The sequence below is a fragment of the Streptomyces sp. NPDC028419 genome (genome assembly GCF_055565515.1).
In genome coordinates, this window is record NZ_JBVHUE010000004.1 from 41,039 (window position 1) to 56,643 (window position 15,605).

15 protein-coding genes are annotated in these 15,605 nt (G+C 72.4%); 3 read left to right on the plus strand and 12 right to left on the minus strand.

From position 1 onward, the window contains the following. Positions 1-111: 111 nt before the first annotated feature. The 5 genes from ACZ4UB_RS06390 to ACZ4UB_RS06410 form a co-directional block, all read right to left on the minus strand. Complete coding sequence (locus tag ACZ4UB_RS06390) at positions 112-930, minus strand: polyprenol monophosphomannose synthase (RefSeq protein WP_468068636.1); 819 nt, start codon at positions 928-930, stop codon at positions 112-114. Between the two features lie 53 nt (positions 931-983). Further along, entirely contained in the window at positions 984-2,066 is a 1,083-nt protein-coding gene (gene manB / locus ACZ4UB_RS06395) for a mannose-1-phosphate guanylyltransferase (protein WP_354382917.1), read from the minus strand. Positions 2,067-2,319: 253 nt separating this feature from the next. Then, positions 2,320-3,849 (minus strand): FG-GAP-like repeat-containing protein, encoded by a 1,530-nt coding sequence (locus ACZ4UB_RS06400; RefSeq protein ID WP_468068638.1) that lies wholly within the window; start codon positions 3,847-3,849, stop codon positions 2,320-2,322. Between the two features lie 104 nt (positions 3,850-3,953). Next, a complete protein-coding gene (locus tag ACZ4UB_RS06405) occupies positions 3,954-4,571 on the minus strand; it encodes a hypothetical protein (RefSeq protein ID WP_468068639.1) in 618 nt (205 codons plus the stop codon). Positions 4,572-4,849: 278 nt separating this feature from the next. Continuing rightward, the gene (locus ACZ4UB_RS06410; RefSeq protein ID WP_354382919.1) at positions 4,850-6,022 is read right to left on the minus strand and encodes an acyl-CoA dehydrogenase family protein; all 1,173 of its coding nucleotides are present in this window, start codon (positions 6,020-6,022) and stop codon (positions 4,850-4,852) included. A gap of 216 nt (positions 6,023-6,238) precedes the next feature. Here ACZ4UB_RS06410 and ACZ4UB_RS06415 point away from each other — a divergent pair, with 216 nt between their 5' ends. Continuing rightward, positions 6,239-7,579, plus strand: coding sequence for a UDP-glucose dehydrogenase family protein (locus tag ACZ4UB_RS06415; RefSeq protein ID WP_468068640.1), 1,341 nt, complete (start codon positions 6,239-6,241; stop codon positions 7,577-7,579). Between the two features lie 42 nt (positions 7,580-7,621). On the opposite strand, the gene ACZ4UB_RS06420 is transcribed toward ACZ4UB_RS06415, so the two are convergent. Then, the gene (locus ACZ4UB_RS06420) at positions 7,622-8,119 is read right to left on the minus strand and encodes a CGNR zinc finger domain-containing protein (RefSeq protein ID WP_468068641.1); all 498 of its coding nucleotides are present in this window, start codon (positions 8,117-8,119) and stop codon (positions 7,622-7,624) included. Positions 8,120-8,216: 97 nt separating this feature from the next. On the opposite strand from ACZ4UB_RS06420, the gene ACZ4UB_RS06425 reads away from it, so the two are divergent. Then, positions 8,217-8,582: a VOC family protein gene (locus tag ACZ4UB_RS06425; protein WP_468068642.1), complete on the plus strand. Its 366-nt coding sequence runs from the start codon at positions 8,217-8,219 to the stop codon at positions 8,580-8,582. 31 nt (positions 8,583-8,613) lie between these two features. Here the strand turns inward: ACZ4UB_RS06425 and ACZ4UB_RS06430 are convergent, their stop codons facing one another. The 4 genes from ACZ4UB_RS06430 to ACZ4UB_RS06445 all read right to left on the minus strand — a co-directional run bounded on the left by ACZ4UB_RS06430 (position 8,614) and on the right by ACZ4UB_RS06445 (position 12,773). After that, positions 8,614-9,690, minus strand: a complete 1,077-nt coding sequence (locus tag ACZ4UB_RS06430; protein ID WP_468068644.1) for a dipeptidase — start codon at positions 9,688-9,690, stop codon at positions 8,614-8,616. A gap of 172 nt (positions 9,691-9,862) precedes the next feature. Beyond that, positions 9,863-11,041 (minus strand): dipeptidase, encoded by a 1,179-nt coding sequence (locus ACZ4UB_RS06435; RefSeq protein WP_468068645.1) that lies wholly within the window; start codon positions 11,039-11,041, stop codon positions 9,863-9,865. After that, positions 11,038-11,535, minus strand: a complete 498-nt coding sequence (purE, locus tag ACZ4UB_RS06440; RefSeq protein ID WP_354382978.1) for a 5-(carboxyamino)imidazole ribonucleotide mutase — start codon at positions 11,533-11,535, stop codon at positions 11,038-11,040. The genes ACZ4UB_RS06435 and purE overlap by 4 nt, the downstream gene beginning before the upstream one ends. 98 nt (positions 11,536-11,633) lie before the next feature. Then, positions 11,634-12,773, minus strand: coding sequence for a 5-(carboxyamino)imidazole ribonucleotide synthase (locus ACZ4UB_RS06445; protein WP_468068646.1), 1,140 nt, complete (start codon positions 12,771-12,773; stop codon positions 11,634-11,636). A gap of 186 nt (positions 12,774-12,959) precedes the next feature. Between ACZ4UB_RS06445 and ACZ4UB_RS06450 the strand changes: the two genes are divergently transcribed. After that, entirely contained in the window at positions 12,960-13,511 is a 552-nt protein-coding gene (locus tag ACZ4UB_RS06450) for a GtrA family protein (protein WP_468068647.1), read from the plus strand. Between the two features lie 23 nt (positions 13,512-13,534). Here ACZ4UB_RS06450 and ACZ4UB_RS06455 read toward each other — a convergent pair whose 3' ends face one another. Beyond that, the gene (locus tag ACZ4UB_RS06455; RefSeq protein WP_468068648.1) at positions 13,535-14,800 is read right to left on the minus strand and encodes an ATP-binding protein; all 1,266 of its coding nucleotides are present in this window, start codon (positions 14,798-14,800) and stop codon (positions 13,535-13,537) included. Positions 14,801-14,837: 37 nt separating this feature from the next. Beyond that, positions 14,838-15,515, minus strand: coding sequence for a response regulator transcription factor (locus ACZ4UB_RS06460; RefSeq protein ID WP_226734440.1), 678 nt, complete (start codon positions 15,513-15,515; stop codon positions 14,838-14,840). Between the last annotated feature and the right edge of the window lie 90 nt (positions 15,516-15,605).

Consider the following 15,605-nt stretch of genomic DNA (forward strand, 5'->3'; position numbering starts at 1 on the left):
TTGGGTTCGCGTTCTTCGGGGTCGATGGTCCGCCCCCCCCCCCCCCCCCCCCCCCCCCCCCCCGACCGCCCCCCCCCCCCCCCCCCCCTCCCGCGTGTGCGCGTGCTCGGATCAGCGGCGGGCGCGGGCGCGCAGCTTCCACGGCATGGCGATCGACTCCAGCTGGACCGCGAGGTTCATCTTGGACTCGCCGACGGTGCGGTCCTCGAAGTGGATCGGGACCTCCATGACCTGGAAGTCACGGCGCAGCGCCTTGAACTTCATCTCCACCTGGAAGCTGTAGCCCGCGCTGCCGACCGACGCGAGGTCGATGGCGCGCAGCGCCTCGGCGCTCCACATGTTGAAGCCGCCCGTGATGTCGCGGACGCGGGTGCCCAGGATGGTGCTGGCGTAGGCGTTGGCCCAGCGCGAGAGCAGCTTGCGGTGGGCGCCCCAGGCGTCGGAGAGGGTGCCGCCGGGGACGTAGCGGCTACCGACGACGAGGCCCGCGCCGGTGGACAGGGCCACGCCCAGCATCTCGGCGATCTTGGCGGAGGGGTGCGAACCGTCGGCGTCCATCTGCAGGACGTAGGCGGCGCCGTCCTCGACGGCCTTGGCCATGCCCGCGGCGTAGGCGCGGCCGAGGCCGTCCTTCGTGGTGCGGTGCAGGACCGACATGCGGGGGGTGCCGTCCTCGGCGAGGTGGCCCTCGGCGAGGTCCTCGGCGATCTGGCCGGTGCCGTCGGGCGACGAGTCGTCGACGACGAGGAGGCGCAGGCCGGGCAGCTCCAGGCCCATCAGCAGCTCGACCATGCCCGGCAGGTTGCCCGCCTCGTTGTACGTGGGCATGACCACGGTCAGCGGGGTGTGTGCCCACGCATCGGGAAGCGCGGGGGACGCGGTCGCGGCCGCGGCCGAGGTCTCGCGGGGGGTCTTCTGCTCGCCTATCACAGGGTTACTGCCTCACTGAAGTCGGTCGGTACGCGCACGCATCCGGCCCGGGGTCACCGGTCCGACGAGAAGCGCACGGCGGCGGGAGGCAGCTCTGCCTCACACCACACCCGCACCCCGGCGCGAAGTTCGTTGTCGGCGCCCACCAGTGCTCCGTCCCCGATGACCGCGCCGTCCAGCACCGTGCGCGCGCCCACGGCGGCACCGGCACCGATCAGGGACGCGGTCACATGCGTGTCCGGACCGATGGTGGCGCCGTCCAGCACGATGGAGCCCAGTACGACGGCGCCCGATTCGATCCGGGCACCGGCACCCACAACGGTACCTCCCGAAACCTTCGCTCCGTCCGCCACCTGTGCGCCGGGCAGGACCAGGACCTCACCGCGCGGGCCGGGAACGGCCGGGGAGTCGACGACCCCGCGGACCAGATCGGCGGAGGCCTGGACGAAGGACTCGGGCTTGCCGAGGTCCAGCCAGTAGGTGTCCTCGGTCTTGCCGTGCAGCTTGGCGCCGGAGGCGAGCAGGCCGGGGAAGGTCTCGCGCTCGACGGAGACCGGTCGACCGACCGGAATGGAGTCGATCACCGAGCGGCGGAAGACGTAGCAGCCGGCGTTGATCTGGTCGGTGACGATCTCCTCGGGGGTCTGCGGCTTCTCCGTGAAGGCCAGCACCCGCCCCTCGGCGTCGGTGGGGACCAGACCGAAGGCGCGCGGGTCCTCGACCCGCACCAGGTGCAGGGAGACGTCCGCGTCGGCGGCCCGGTGGGAATCGACCAGCCCGCGGATGTCCAGGCCGGTCAGGATGTCGCCGTTGAAGACCAGGACGGGCTCGTCGGCGCCGCCGGTCAGCAGTTCGGCGGCGTTGCGGATGGCGCCGCCGGTACCGAGGGGCTCGTCCTCGACGACGTACTCCAGGTGGACACCGAAGTCGGAGCCGTCACCGAAGTAGGGCTCGAAGACCTCCGCCAGGTAGCAGGTGGCCATCACGATGTGCGTCACACCGGCGTCGGCGGCCCTGGCTATCTGGTGGGCGAGGAACGGTACGCCCGCAGCCGGAACCATCGGCTTGGGGGTGTTCACCGTGACGGGGCGCAGTCGCGTCCCCTGCCCACCGACCAGCAGGATCGCTTCCGTCATTTCTTCTCCCCAACAGGTTCGGGCGCACGAAGGTTCAAATTTAGCCCACTCGGGGACGTACCGAGGCCGGAGGTGACGGGCCCCACCGGGCCCGACGGGCCCGTCCGGCCGGACACGGCGCCCGGAACACCGGTGCCCACGCGGCGGGTCGGGGCCCCGGCGCACACACCCGGGCCGGTCTCCCCCACGGAAGGAGGGGAGACCGGCCCGGGACGTTGTTGCGGATTTGGTACGCAGACCCGCCCCGTGGGCGTCAGACGACGGTGCCCTGGTAGAGCCAGCCGGCGCCGAAGCCGTCGAAGAGGTAGACCGACGCGCTGTCGCCGGAGCCGGTGAGGATGTAGTCGACGTGCGTGTCGCCGTTGAAGTCCGCGAACTGCACGTTGCCCTGGACGGTGGTCACGCCGCCGACGATCTGCCCCAGGTTGGCCCAACTGCCGTGGCCGTCGCCGCCGCGGTTGGCGTACCCGCTGACGGCTCCGTTGCCGCCGATCGTGAGGTAGTCGGCCCGGCCGTCGCCGTCGATGTCGGCGAGGCGGACCCGGGAGCGGTCGGTCGTGGTGCCGGAGGCCACCTGGTTCAGGACCTGCCAGCCGGAGCCGGTGTCGCCGCCGCGGTTGACGTAGACGACGACGGCGCCGTTGTCGCCGATGGTCGTGTAGTCGGTGCGGCCGTCGCCGTCGAAGTCGGCGAAGCGGACCTGGTCCTGCTTGGTCGTGGTGCCCGTACCGATCTGCCCCACGCTCTGCCAGCCGCCGTGTCCGTCACCGCCCCGGTTGAGGTAGACGACGACGGAGCCGTTGGCGTTGACGAGGATGTAGTCCGCCTTGCCGTCGCCGTCCCAGTCGGCGAACCGGGCGCGGGTGCGGTCGGCCGTGAGGCCGGTCGCGACCTGGCCGTAGTTCTGCCAGCCGCCGCCGGAGTTGCCGCCGCGGTTCAACTTGACGGTGACGGCGCCGTTGTCGGCGACGACGAGCTGGTCGGTCTTGCCGTCGCCGTCCCAGTCGGCCCAGCGGACGCGGGCGGCGCCGCCGACCTCGTTGCCGGCCCGGGGCGCGGGCGCGTGCTGCGTCCAACCGTCGCTGACCGCCTGCTCGATGGCGTCGTTGAAGGCGCGGGCCATCTTGTCGTAGCCGAGGGTGTTGGGGTGCAGGCCGTCGGCCAGTTCCGTCGCGGCGTCGAGCTTGGGCGGCTCGACGAAGCGGAAGTGCTGACCCGCGGACCGGCGGGAGGCTTCCTGGCCGCGGAGCACGGTGTTGAAGGTGGCCGCGCGCTGCTCCTGGCCCACCGTGTCGGTCAGGAGCCCCTGCACGAGGACCGTGACCCCGGGCTTGCGCGCCTGGATCCCGTCGACGAGCGTGGAGAGCCGGTTCGCGGCGGCGACCGGGTCGGAGCCCGACTGGCGGATGTCGTTGATGCCGAGGTGGAGCAGGACCACATCCGGGTTGGCGGCGGTCTGCCACTCGTTGATCTTCGCCCGGACGTCCTCGACCACCCATCCGCTGTTCCCGTTGTGGTCGGGGTCGGGGAAGTTGCCGAGGGCGCGGCTCCCCACGAGGTCGGGCAGGTAGCGGGTCTGACCCGCCATGAGGTTCCACAGGGGCTGCCGGTATCCGGCGAAGGGCGAGGGCGAACCCACGCCCTCGGTTATGGAGTCGCCCAGCGGCATGATGTGGAGGAGCGGCGGGGAGGGCTGGGCCGCCGCGGTGGCCGGGGTGGCGCCGAGGCCGAGGAGGGCGGCGCCTGCGAGCAGGGCGAGGCTGAGGTGCGCGGTGCGCTTCATCACGGGTCTGGGACCTTCGGTACAGAGGGACTGCGACGCGGGGCGTCTTCGCATGACTGGACGGGGCGCGGCCCGGGAGAGGGCGTACGGGGCCGCGGAGCGGGTCAGCCGGTCACGCGGAGCTCGACGACGACGGGGCCCGTGGCACCCAGCGGCTTGTCGACGATCCTGGCGTAGCTGTTCTTGGCGACGTCCACGTTCGCGGTGGTCGCGGCGCCCGAGGTGAACGTGGCGTTCACGGGGTGCGCACCGGCGTCGAGCGCGAAGACGCGGTCCGATTCGAGGGTGATGCGGCCCGTCTGCGAGTGGACGGTGAAGCAGTAGATGGGCTTGCGCTTGGCCGCGGGGTCCTCGTAGGTGTACAGGCGCACCTGGGACGTGCTGGTACCGCATTCGGCGAGGGTGATCCCACCGTCCCCGCGGACCAGCTTGATCCCGTCCTTCGCGAGGATCGCGGCGGCGTTCGGGTACGGGGACACCTGGGCCGCGGGCGACGCGGACGCGGTCGGCGACGCCGGGGCGGACGCGGCGGCGGAGGGCGACGCGGAGAGCGTCGGGGCCGCCGAGGGGGACGTCGAGGCCGAGGCCGACGTGGTGGCCGGGCCAGAGGGCGCCGCGGGCGCGGCGGCGGAGGAGTCCGCGCTCCCCTCGGCGGTCGCCGCGTAGGCCCCGAAGGCGCAGAGCGAGGTGACCGCTACGGCGGCTATGACGGGTTGACTCACGCGCGAGAACACCGGGCGGGGCCCTTTCGAAGGCGGCAGGATCAGCTGATCACCAAGATGTGGATCTTGGCGATCATCCGAAGATATCCCAACACCGCCGAGCCGCCCGGGGATTTATGACGGACCCGCTCCGGGAGTGCGCGAGGGGGCGTACGGCCTCTGGGCCCACGGCGGAACGCCGGGGGCCCAGAGGTTCGGTGGCCTGAGGCCAGGGGACCTCTGGGCCCCCGGCGGAACGCCGGGGGCCCAGAGGTTCGGTGGCCTGAGGCCAGGGGACGCTACGGCAGGTTGCGCGCCATCACGATGCGCTGGACCTGGTTGGTGCCCTCGTAGATCTGCGTGATCTTCGCGTCGCGCATCATGCGCTCCAGCGGGTAGTCACGGGTGTAGCCGTAGCCGCCGAGGAGTTGGACGGCGTCCGTGGTGACCTCCATGGCCACGTCGGAGGCGAAGCACTTGGCCGCGGCGCCGAAGAAGGTCAGGTCCTCGGCGGCGCCGCCGGCGGAGACGCGCTCGGACTTGGCCGCCGCCGCGTAGGTCAGCTGACGGGCCGCCTCCAGCTTCATCGCCATGTCCGCGAGCATGAACTGCACGCCCTGGAAGTCGCCGATCGGCTTGCCGAACTGCTTGCGCTCCTGGACGTAGCCCTTGGCGTAGTCCAGGGCGCCCTGGGCGATGCCGATCGCCTGGGCCGCGATGGTGATGCGGGTGTGGTCCAGGGTCTTCATGGCGGTGGCGAAACCGGTGCCCTCGGCGCCGATCATGCGGTCGGCCGGGATGCGCACGTTGTCGAGGTAGACCTCGCGGGTCGGCGAGCCCTTGATGCCGAGCTTCTTCTCCGGGGCGCCGAAGGAGACGCCCTCGTCCGACTTCTCGACCACGAAGGCGGAGATGCCCTTGGAGCGCTTCTCGGGGTCGGTCACGGCCATCACCGTGTAGTACTCGGAGACGCCCGCGTTGGTGATCCAGCGCTTGACGCCGTTGAGCACCCAGAAGTCGCCGTCGCGCACGGCGCGGGTCTTCATGCCGGCCGCGTCCGAGCCCGCGTCCGGCTCGGAGAGCGCGTACGAGAACATCGCGTCGCCCTTGGCCAGCGGGCCCAGGTACTTCGCCTTCAGCTCCTCGGAGCCGGAGAGGATCACCGGGAGCGAGCCGAGCTTGTTGACGGCCGGGATCAGGGAGGAGGAGGCGCAGACGCGGGCCACTTCCTCGATCACGATCACGGTGGCCAGGGCGTCCGCGCCCGCGCCGCCGTAGCTCTCGGGCACGTGGACGGCGTGCAGGTCGCTGGCGACGAGCGCGTCGAGGGCCTCCTGCGGGAAGCGGGACTCCTCGTCGACGGCCGCCGCGAACGGAAGGATCTTGGCCTCGGCGAGCGAGCGGACCGACTCGCGGAGCATGTCGTGCTCCTCGGCCGGGCGGTACAGGTCGAAGTCGGCAGAACCCGCCAAGACTCTCACTCCCCAAGGTGATGCGTGATGCTAACTACCGTTAAGTAACCCAGAGCTTAGTGTCCCGGCCCGATCACGGATACGTGAGACGCACGTGAGTTGCGTGACAGCGGGTGCGGCCGCACCCCGTGACGGAGGGGACAGGGGGGAACGTCCCCCCACGCGCGCCCGACTATGCTCGGTGGCCGCGAACGGCACCACACCCTTGGAGCACGCATGGCCCCCAAGATCACTGTGATCGGTACCGGCTACCTCGGCGCCACCCACGCCGCAGCCATGGCCGAACTGGGCTTCGAGGTGCTGGGGCTGGACATCGTCCCGGAGAAGATCGAGATGCTGGCCTCCGGCCGGGTCCCGATGTACGAACCGGGGCTGGAGGAACTGCTCGCCCGGCACGTCGCCGGACTGCCGGGCGCGAGCGGACGCTTGCGCTTCACCACCTCCTGGGAGGAGGTCGGCGCCTTCGGCGACGTCCACTTCGTCTGCGTGAACACCCCGCAGAAGCACGGCGAGTACGCCTGCGACATGTCCTACGTCGACTCCGCGATCGAGTCCCTGGCCCCGCACCTGACCCGGCCCGCCCTGGTCGTCGGCAAGTCCACCGTCCCGGTGGGTTCGGCGGCGCGGCTGGCGGAGCGGCTGGCCGAGCTCGCCCCGGCGGGCGCGGACGTCGAGCTGGCCTGGAACCCCGAGTTCCTGCGGGAGGGCTTCGCGGTCCAGGACACCCTGCACCCGGACCGGATCGTGATCGGCGTCCGCGGCGAGACGGCGGAGAAGCTGCTGCGCGAGGTGTACGCGACCCCGCTCGGCGAGGGCTCGCCGCTCGTGGTCACCGACTTCCCGACGGCGGAACTGGTCAAGACCGCCGCGAACTCCTTCCTCGCCACGAAGATCTCCTTCATCAACGCGATGGCCGAGGTCTGCGAGGCCGCGGGCGGCGACGTGGTCAAGCTGGCCGAGGCGATCGGGCACGACGACCGGATCGGCGCGAAGTTCCTGCGCGCCGGGATCGGCTTCGGCGGCGGCTGCCTGCCGAAGGACATCCGGGCCTTCATGGCCCGCGCCGGCGAGCTGGGCGCCGACCAGGCGCTGACCTTCCTGCGCGAGGTCGATTCGATCAACATGCGCCGCCGCGGGCACATGGTCGAGCTCGCCCGGGACGCGGTCGGCGGGTCCTTCCTCGGCAAGCGCGTCGCCGTGCTCGGCGCCACCTTCAAGCCGGACTCGGACGACGTGCGGGACTCCCCCGCGCTGAACGTGGCCGGCCAGATCCACCTCCAGGGCGGCCAGGTCACCGTCTACGACCCCAAGGGCATGGACAACGCCCGCCGCGTCTTCCCGACCCTGGCGTACGCCGACTCCGCGGTGGCGGCGGTGACGGGCGCGGACGTCGTCCTGCACCTCACCGAATGGCGCGAGTTCCGCGAGCTGGACCCGGCGGCGCTGGCCCCGCTCGTCTCGGAGCGCCTCGTCCTGGACGGCCGCAACGCGCTGGACTCCGCGCGCTGGCGCGCGGCGGGCTGGACCTTCCGGGCGATGGGCCGCCCGCGCGCGTAGTGCCCGTACGCCGCCCGCACCGCCGTACCGCCCCCGCAGGGCTCAGGTGGTGCGGGCGGCGCGGTAGGTGCGCATCTTGGCGCGCGCACCGCAGACCGACATCACGCACCAGCGGCCCCGGCCCGCCGGGCTGCGGTCGTAGTACGCCCACTGGCAGTCCGCCGCCGCGCAGGCCTTCAGCCGCGACCAGGTGCCGTCCGCGGCCGCCCCGGCGACGGCCGAGGCCACCCGTGCGAGCAGCGTCGGCTCCCCCGGCGCGGTGACCGTCGCCGCGCCGTCCGGACCGATCCGGACCGTGAGCGGGGCCGCGGCCAACAGGGCGTTCAGATCCTCCAGCGAGCCGGGCGCCACCGGGTGTCCGGCGTGGGCCCGACAGGCGGCGCGCAGGCCCTCGCGCAGCGCGGTCGCCTCCGCGAGCGCCGGTCCGGACAGCCCGAACTCCGCCGCCAGCCGGTCCTGCCCGGTGTCCACGCTCAGCGTGTTGACGAGGGCCTCCACCAACGCGAGGTCCCCGGGTGCCGGTGCTCGTTCCCCGCTCATGTCCTCGACGTTACCTCTTGGCCAGGCCAGCCGGTAACGCCTACAGTGAGGGTTACCGGTAAAGCCCTTGTACTGGTAACCCTACGGAGGAGAGACCATGGCCATCGCCACGCTCGGCACCGTCGTCGTCGACTGTCCCGACCCGCTCGCCCTCGCCACCTTCTACGCCGGCCTGCTCGGCGGTACTCCCAGCCCGGACGAGGACGGCTCCTGGGTCGACCTCACCGGCCACCCGGGCACCGCGCTCGCCTTCCAACGGGCCCCCGGGCACGTGGCGCCGAAGTGGCCCTCGGACGGGGGCGCGCAGCAGTTCCACCTCGACCTGAGCGTCGACGACCTGGACGCGGCGCAGGCCCGGATCCTGGAGCTGGGCGCGACGCCCCTGGACCTGGGCGGACCCGACCGCACCTACCGCGTGTACGCCGACCCGGCCGGGCACCCGGTCTGCCTCTGCGCCAGCTGATCCCGACTCGCCGATCCCGGCCGGCGCGCGGTTACGGGGTCCCGCGCCGGTGCTGGGCCGCGCGGGCGGTGAATTCCGCGTCGCGCAGCACGCGCTGGGCGTTGTCCCAGGTCAGAAGGGCCAGGTCGGCTTCCGACCAGCCCCGGTCGAGGAGTTCGGCGATCAGTCGGGGATAGCCGGACGCGTCGGTCAGACCGGCCGGGCGCGGGGTGGCCGGTTCGCTGCCGAAGGCGGCGCCGAGGCCGACGCAGTCCGGGCCCGCCACCGCCCGCACGTGGTCGAGGTGGTCCGCCACCACGTGCAGCGAGTCGCCGGTCTGCGCGGAGGCGAAGGTGACCATGCACAGGCCGCGCGCGGCCCGCAGGGCGAGCAGCACCTCGTCGGAGACGTTCCCGGGGTGCGGGGTGAGCGCGGCGGAGGCCGTGTGGGAGATCAGTACGGGGGCCTTCGAGGCACCCGCGATCTGCACGGCCACGGCGTCGTCGCAGCCGGTCAGGTCGATCAGCACGGCGAGCCGGTTCAGCTCCCGCACCACCTCGTGACCGAAGGCCGTCAGCCCCTGGTCCGCCCACGCGGCACCGGCCGGCGTCATGCTGCGCACGCCCAGGGCGTGCAGGGCCCGCAGGGTGCCGAGCGAGTCGGTGAGCGTGCGGCCGGGCGCCGGGCCCAGGAAGGAGGCGATCCGCCCGCGGTTGCGCGCGTCGGCCATGTCGTCCGCGCACAGGGCCGGGCTCAGGCTGTCGGGGTAGCGCCGCAGCATCGCCTGCGCGACGTCGATCTGTTCGAGGGTCTCCGCCACCACCCGGTCCTGCCCGGGGGTGAGCAGCGACCAGAACTGGGCGCCGACCGCGCCGGCCCGCAGCCGGGGGATGTCGGTGTCCACGCCGCCCTCGGGGGTGCCGATGTTGTCGTGGTACGGGCTCTGGCGCAGCGTCCACAAGAAGGTGTTGCACCCGTCCGCGACGGGGTGGACGGCCAGCAGCGCGGCGGCCCGCTCAAGGGCTCCGGGCAGGCCGGGGGCGGGCGCGGGGGCGGGGGCAGCTCCGACGGAGCCTGGGGAGGCGGGGGCGGAGCCCCCGTGCGCGGGGTCGTCCTGCAGGTCGGCCATGGCGTTCGCTCCGGTCTCGGCGGCAGCGGGGAGGGAGAAGTGTTGCCACCGTGACATGGGGGACGCGTGGGTTCGCGGCGGATGTGGCGTTCGGGTGGCGCGGAGCCCGTGGACCCCGCGCCGACCTGCACGTCCGCCGCCCGCGGCGACAGCGCCGCGCTGCCGCCGGCGGCTACAGCACCGCGTTCGACGGGCCGCGGCTCGCCGACAGCTCGGCCGCGACCGACTCGGCGTCCCGCAGCGCCCGTACCGCGTTCGACCAGGTGAGCTTGGCCAGGTCGGCCCGCGACCAGCCGCGGGTCAGCAGCTCCGCGATCAGGTTCGGGTAACCGGACACGTCGTCCAGCCCGGCCGGGGTGAAGGCCGTGCCGTCGAAGTCGCCGCCGATGCCGATGTGGTCCACGCCCGCGACCTCGCGCATGTGGTCCAGGTGGTCGGCGACCGTGGCCGCCGTGGCGACCGGGCGCGGGTTGGCCGCCTCGAAGGCCCGGTGCAGGGCCATCGCCTCGGGCCCGGTGTCCAGGTGGTGCAGACCGTGCGCGCGCAGGTTCTCGTCGGCGGAGGCGGTCCAGGCCACCGCCGCCGGGAGGATGAACTTGGGCACGAAGGTGGCCATGGCCACGCCCCCGTTGGCCGGGAGCAGCGCGAGCACGTCGTCCGGGACGTTGCGCGGGTGGTCGCAGATCGCCAGCGCGGAGGAGTGCGAGAAGATCACCGGCGCCACCGAGACGGCGAGCGCGTCGCGCATGGTGGTGGCCGCCACGTGCGAGAGGTCCACCAGCATGCCGATGCGGTTCATCTCGCGCACGACCTCGCGGCCGAAGTCCGTGAGCCCGCCGTGGCGCGGCTCGTCGGTCGCCGAGTCCGCCCAGTCGATGGTGTCGTTGTGGGTGAGCGTCATGTAGCGGACGCCGAGCAGATGCAGGGAGCGCAGGGTGGCCAGCGAGTTGTTGATGGAGTGGCCGCCCTCGGCGCCCATCAGCGAGGCGATCTTGCCGTCCGCCCGCGCCGCCTCCATGTCGTCCGCCGTGAGCGCCCGGACCAGGTGGTCCGGGTAGCGCTCGATCAGCTGGCCGACCGCGTCCATCTGTTCCAGGGTGGCGCTGACCGCCTCGTCGCCCGCGAAGTCGGAGCGGACGTAGACGGACCAGAACTGCGCCCCGACCCCGCCGGCGCGCAGCCGGGGGATGTCGGTGTGCAGGTGCGCGGACTGGTCGGCGGCGATGTCCCGCCGGTCCAGGTCGTAGCGCACCTGGTGGCGCAGCGCCCAGGGCAGGTCGTTGTGGCCGTCGACCACCGGATGCTCGGCGAGCAGTTCCAGCGCCTCGTCCAGGCGCTGCGCCGCGCTCACTTGCCGAACCCGAAGGAGTCCGCGCCGGCGACCTTGGCCCGCAGGCGCTTGCCCTTCTCGGTGGCCTGGTCGTTCAGCTCCTGCTGGAACTCGCGCATCCGGGCCATCAGCTCCGGGTCCTGGGTGGCGAGGATCCGTACGGCCAGCAGCCCGGCGTTGCGCGCGCCGCCGACGGAGACGGTGGCGACGGGAACCCCGGCGGGCATCTGGACGATCGAGAGCAGCGAGTCCATGCCGTCGAGGTACTTGAGCGGCACCGGTACGCCGATCACGGGCAGCGGGGTCACCGACGCCAGCATCCCGGGCAGGTGCGCGGCGCCGCCGGCGCCCGCGATGACCGCCTTCAGCCCGCGCCCGGCGGCCTGCTCCCCGTACGCGATCATCTCGCGCGGCATCCGGTGCGCGGAGACGACGTCCACCTCGTAGCGGACCTCGAACTCGTCGAGCGCCTGGGCGGCGGCCTCCATCACGGGCCAGTCGGAGTCCGAGCCCATGACGATGCCGACGACCGGCCCGGCGGAGGACGCCGAAGACGCCGCGGACACCGAGGACGCCGAGGACGCCGACGGTGCGGAGGAGGTACCAGGAGTGCTCATTCGGTGATCGTCCCTCGGAGGTAGCCGGCTGCGTGACGTGCGCGCTCCAGCACATCGTCCAGGTCGTCGCCGTAGGTGTTGACGTGGCCGACCTTGCGGCCCGGTTTCACGTCCTTGCCGTACATGTGGATCTTCAGCTGGGGGTCGTGCGCCATGCAGTGCAGGTAGGCCGCGTACATGTCGGGGTAGTCCCCGCCCAGCACGTTCGCCATGACCGTCCAGCGGGCGCGGGGGCGCGGGTCGCCCAGCGGGAGGTCCAGGACCGCGCGCACGTGGTTGGCGAACTGCGAGGTCATCGCGCCGTCCTGGGTCCAGTGCCCGGAGTTGTGCGGGCGCATGGCCAGTTCGTTGACCAGGATCCGACCGTCGCGGGTCTCGAACAGCTCGACGGCCAGGTGGCCGGTCACGTCGAGCTCCTGGGCGATCCGCAGGGCGAGGGCCTGGGCCTCGCCCGCGAGGGCCTCGGAGAGGTTCGGGGCGGGGGCGATCACCGTGTCGCAGACCCCGTCCACCTGGACGGACTCGACGACCGGGTACGCCACGGCCTGGCCGTGCGGGGAGCGGACGATGTTGGCCGCCAGCTCCCGTACGTACTCGACCTTCTCCTCGGCCAGCACGGGGACGCCGGCCTTGAAGGGCGCCTGCGCGTCCTCCTCGGTCCGCACGAACCACACGCCCTTGCCGTCGTACCCGCCGCGCACGGTCTTGAGGATGACGGGGAAACCGCCGACCTCGGCCGCGAAGGCCACCGCGTCCGCCGGATCGCTCACGATCCGGTGGCGGGGGCTGGGCGCGCCGATCGCGTCGAGCCGGGCGCGCATCACCCCCTTGTCCTGGGCGTGCACGAGCGCGTCGGGCCCCGGGCGGACGGGGATGCCGTCCGCTTCCAGGGCCCGCAGGTGCTCGGTGGGGACGTGCTCGTGATCGAAGGTGATCACGTCGCAGCCGCGCGCGAAGGCGCGCAGCGTCTCCAGGTCGCGATAGTCGCCGATGACGACGTCGCTGACGACCTGGGCCGCCGAGTCCTGTGGGCTGTCGCTGAGGATCTTGAATTTGATGCCGAGGGGGATACCCGCCTCGTGGGTCATGCGGGCGAGCTGTCCGCCGCCGACCATGCCGACTACCGGGAACGTCACTCCTCCAGGGTATCGGCCGGATTCCGCCATTCGGACGCCGGCCGGGCCGGTTCACGTCCGACCGGGAGGTCTACGCGCGTCCCGCCCGCTGCTCCGCGCGGGTGTCGGAAGGCACACGCGTTTGGTTGGGCCGAGACTTAACATGGACAGGTTGGAACCATCGACCGGCAGGGACTGAACCATCACATGAGCACCCCGAAACACGTCACCTTGACCGAACGCTTCCGCGGCATCGGCCGGGAGGTCATCAAGTTCGGCGCGGTCGGCGGTATGGGCGTGCTCGTCAACTTCGGCGTCTTCAACCTGCTCCGGCACACCACCGACCTGGCCGTCGTGCGCGCGAGCGTCATAGCCATCGTCGTGGCGATCATCAGCAATTACATCGGGTTCCGGTACTTCACCTACCGCGACCGCGACCGCGGCAACCGGCGCCGCGAGATGACGCTCTTCGTCGCCTTCAGCCTGATCGGCATGGTCATCGAGAGCGGTGTGCTCTACGCGGCCACCTACGGCTTCGGCTGGGACAGCAACCTGCAGAGCAACATATTCAAGTTCCTCGGCATGGGCATCGCGACCGTGTTCCGCTTCTGGTCCTACCGGACCTGGGTCTTCCGCGCCCTGCCCGAGTCCACCCCCGCCGCCGCGACCACCGTGGTCGCCGCGCAGCGCGAGGCCGACGCCGCCCAGGCCGCCGACGCCGTCTCCCCCGAGCCCGCCCCGGAGCCCGCCGCCCGCTAGCCGGCCGCAGCCGAAGGGACGCGCTAGCGGACCGGCTGTTCGTGCTCGACGCGCTCCGGCGCCGTCCGGCTCAGGAAGAGGGCGAAGACCGGCGGCTGCGCCTGGAGCAGTTCGAGCCGGCCACCGTCCGCCTCGGCCAGGTCCCGGGCCACCGCGAGGCCGATGCCCGTGGAGTTCCGCCCGCTGATCGCCCGCTCGAAGATCCGGTTGCCGAGGTCCGAAGGCACGCCCGGACCGTCGTCCGTCACCTCGATGACCGCCTGGTTCCCGGTCACCCGGGTGCGCAGGGCGACCGTTCCGCCACCGTGCATGAGCGCGTTCTCGACCAGCGTCGCCAGCACCTGGGACACCGCTCCCGGCGTGCCCACGGCCCGCATCCCCTGCTTCCCCGAGCGCACGATGGCCCGCCCGGCGCTGCGGTAGGCCGGCCGCCACTCCTCCACCTGTTGTTTGACGACCTCGTCCAGGTCGAAGGGGACCGCCGAGCCCGTGCGCGGGTCGCGGGAGTTCGTCAGCAGCCGTTCCACCACGTCCGTGAGCCGCTCCACCTGGGTCAGGGCGATGCTCGCCTCCTCCCGTACGGTCTCCAGGTCGTCCGTGACGGTGATCTCCTCCAGCCGCATCGACAGCGCGGTCAGCGGGGTGCGCAGCTGGTGCGAGGCATCGGCGGCCAGGCGCCGCTCCGCGGTCAGCATCCGCCCGATCCGCTCCGCGCTGGCGTCCAGGACGTCCGCCACCCGGTCCAGCTCGGGCACCCCGTACCGCTTGTGGCGCGGCCGCGGGTCCCCCGAGCCGAGGCGCTCGGCCGTCTCGGCGAGGTCGGTGAGCGGGGAGGCCAGCCGGTTGGCCTGGCGCACCGCGAGCAGGACGGCCGCCACGACGGCCAGCAGGGCGACGGCGCCGACCACCGCGAGGGTGCGGCCGACCTCCTTGGTGACCGTGGAGCGGGACTCCTCGACGACCACCACCTCGCCGTTCTCGCCCTTGGCGGTGCCGCGCAGGGCGCTGCCGTCGACGGGCACGCCGATCTCGACCGTGGTGTGGCCGGGGACCTGGATGCGCGCGGAGCGCCCGGCGTCCAGCTGCTCGCCGAGCGAGCGGGCGTCGATCGGCTTCTTCTCCAGCACGTTCGACTCGACGATGCCGACGAGGCGCAGGGCCTCGGATTCGACACTGTCCTGGGCGCTGTTGGTGATCGTCCGGGTCTCCACGATCACGAGGGAGATCCCGAACACGGCGATCACGACGAGCACCACGGCGAGCGTGGAGTTGATCAGGCGGCGGCGCATGCCTTAGAGGATGCCCTAACGGGTGCCCCCGGGGCGGTCAGCTCTTCTCGAAGCGGAAGCCCACGCCCCGGACGGTCGCGATGTAGCGCGGGTTCGCGGCGTCGTCGCCCAGCTTCTTGCGCAGCCAGGAGATGTGCATGTCCAGGGTCTTGGTCGAGGACCACCAGGTGGTGTCCCAGACCTCGCGCATGAGCTGGTCGCGGGTGACGACCCGGCCCGCGTCGCGCACCAGGACCCGCAGCAGGTCGAACTCCTTGGCGGTGAGCTGGAGCTCCTCCTCCCCCATCCAGGCGCGGTGCGACTCGACGTCGATCCGCACCCCGTGGGTGGCGGGCGGCTGGGCGGGCTCGGTGGCGCCGCGCCGGAGCAGGGCCCGGACCCGGGCCAGCAGCTCGGCGAGGCGGAAGGGCTTGGTCACGTAGTCGTCGGCCCCCGCGTCCAGTCCGACCACGGTGTCGACCTCGTCGGCCCGGGCGGTCAGGACCAGGATCGGGAAGCCGTGGCCCTCGGCACGCAGCCGGCGGGCGACCTCCAGGCCGTCCATCCCGGGCAGGCCCAGGTCCAGGACGACAAGATCGACGCCGCCCTGCAGTCCCGCGTCCAGAGCGGTCGGGCCGTCCTCACGGACCTCGACCTCGTACCCCTCCCGGCGCAGGGCGCGGGCCAGGGGTTCCGAGATGGATGCGTCGTCCTCGGCGAGCAGTACACGCGTCATGTGGGTGATGGTAGTCCGCGGCGGGCGGCCGCAGGGCTGCACCTGGACACCCCTGCCGATCTAGGCTTGTGGGCGGCTCAGGACCTTCGA

What these genes read in the sequence shown, in the direction of transcription:
- manB (WP_354382917.1), bottom strand. Translation starts at nt 2,066, where the DNA reads ATGACGGAAGCGATCCTGCTGGTCGGTGGGCAGGGGACGCGACTGCGC.
- ACZ4UB_RS06400 (WP_468068638.1), bottom strand. Translation starts at nt 3,849, where the DNA reads ATGAAGCGCACCGCGCACCTCAGCCTCGCCCTGCTCGCAGGCGCCGCC.
- ACZ4UB_RS06415 (WP_468068640.1), top strand. Translation starts at nt 6,239, where the DNA reads ATGGCCCCCAAGATCACTGTGATCGGTACCGGCTACCTCGGCGCCACC.
- ACZ4UB_RS06420 (WP_468068641.1), bottom strand. Translation starts at nt 8,119, where the DNA reads ATGAGCGGGGAACGAGCACCGGCACCCGGGGACCTCGCGTTGGTGGAG.
- ACZ4UB_RS06425 (WP_468068642.1), top strand. Translation starts at nt 8,217, where the DNA reads ATGGCCATCGCCACGCTCGGCACCGTCGTCGTCGACTGTCCCGACCCG.
- ACZ4UB_RS06430 (WP_468068644.1), bottom strand. Translation starts at nt 9,690, where the DNA reads ATGGCCGACCTGCAGGACGACCCCGCGCACGGGGGCTCCGCCCCCGCC.
- purE (WP_354382978.1), bottom strand. Translation starts at nt 11,535, where the DNA reads ATGGGCTCGGACTCCGACTGGCCCGTGATGGAGGCCGCCGCCCAGGCG.
- ACZ4UB_RS06450 (WP_468068647.1), top strand. Translation starts at nt 12,960, where the DNA reads ATGAGCACCCCGAAACACGTCACCTTGACCGAACGCTTCCGCGGCATC.
- ACZ4UB_RS06455 (WP_468068648.1), bottom strand. Translation starts at nt 14,800, where the DNA reads ATGCGCCGCCGCCTGATCAACTCCACGCTCGCCGTGGTGCTCGTCGTG.
- ACZ4UB_RS06460 (WP_226734440.1), bottom strand. Translation starts at nt 15,515, where the DNA reads ATGACGCGTGTACTGCTCGCCGAGGACGACGCATCCATCTCGGAACCC.